At 44.6% G+C, this 820-nt stretch carries 2 protein-coding genes; both read left to right on the top strand.

All coding sequences use genetic code 11. The features are described from left to right. The first annotated feature begins 122 nt into the window (after window positions 1-122). Window positions 123-272, top strand: a complete 150-nt coding sequence (locus CINSTRO3249_RS17370; protein WP_174249816.1) for a hypothetical protein — start codon at window positions 123-125, stop codon at window positions 270-272. Window positions 273-486: 214 nt separating this feature from the next. Further along, window positions 487-630, top strand: a complete 144-nt coding sequence (locus CINSTRO3249_RS17040; RefSeq protein ID WP_125933236.1) for a protease FtsH-inhibitory lysogeny factor CIII — start codon at window positions 487-489, stop codon at window positions 628-630. Window positions 631-820 lie beyond the last annotated feature (190 nt).

The raw sequence follows: 820 nt of genomic DNA, 5'->3' as shown, positions 1-820 counted from the left end.
TCATATGCTGTTTAACCAGCGTCTGATATCGGCGGGTAAGGCGAGAGTCAATCCCGCCAACAGATAGGTTGAAATCATTCTGCAAAGTAATAACAGGTATCACGATAAATGTGTAGATACCTATGCCCTATATGCAAGTCACCGACGGTATATTGGCATTACTGACACTGCTCGGCGTCCGGCTGACGCTTGAATGTATTGCAGTGCAATTTGTGCAAGCCGAAACATTAAAGCAGATTCTCAGTAAACTGGAAAAGGAGCATGAAACCTAAAATACCCATCGAGATAAGAGAGCGGGCAAAGCGATTTGAACGCCTGTACCGTGAAGGGCTTATCCACGCGAGACGTATCCGACGAACAGGTTATTTATCAATACGGCTTTCCCTCTGCTGGCGCATGTTATCTAAAGATAACGGTCAGAGTTGGAAAACCATGAGCCACGCAAAATACAATACACAAATAACACTATAATAACAGGAGCACCCCATGAATTACGCATTCGCGGGTAATGCTGCCCTCATGGGGAGCTATCACCCGGAAGAAACCCAATTAGATAAAATCATAAAATGGCTGAGAAATGGATACCGAAAGCTTATCGATATTCTCAGGCAGGAAGGCAATCCTCTATGAACTATGCCAGCAAGTTAATTCAGGCACTAATCGCGGAGTCTGTGCGGTTACACGACGCTTTAATATGGGATATCGCCATCAAGATATATGAGGTAGGGAAGAGGAATGAGCTTATTAGATAATATACCGCCACAAGTACAAACCCTGCGTATGAGTCAGGAATGTCGGCGTCTCTACGTAATTCAGGCAT

Origin of the sequence: Candidatus Sodalis sp. SoCistrobi (genome assembly GCF_900143145.1) — a bacterium.
Classification (GTDB): Bacteria; Pseudomonadota; Gammaproteobacteria; order Enterobacterales; family Enterobacteriaceae; genus SoCistrobi.
Note: the sequence above shows the minus strand (reverse complement) of the source record. Positions and strands in the feature narration are given on the sequence as shown.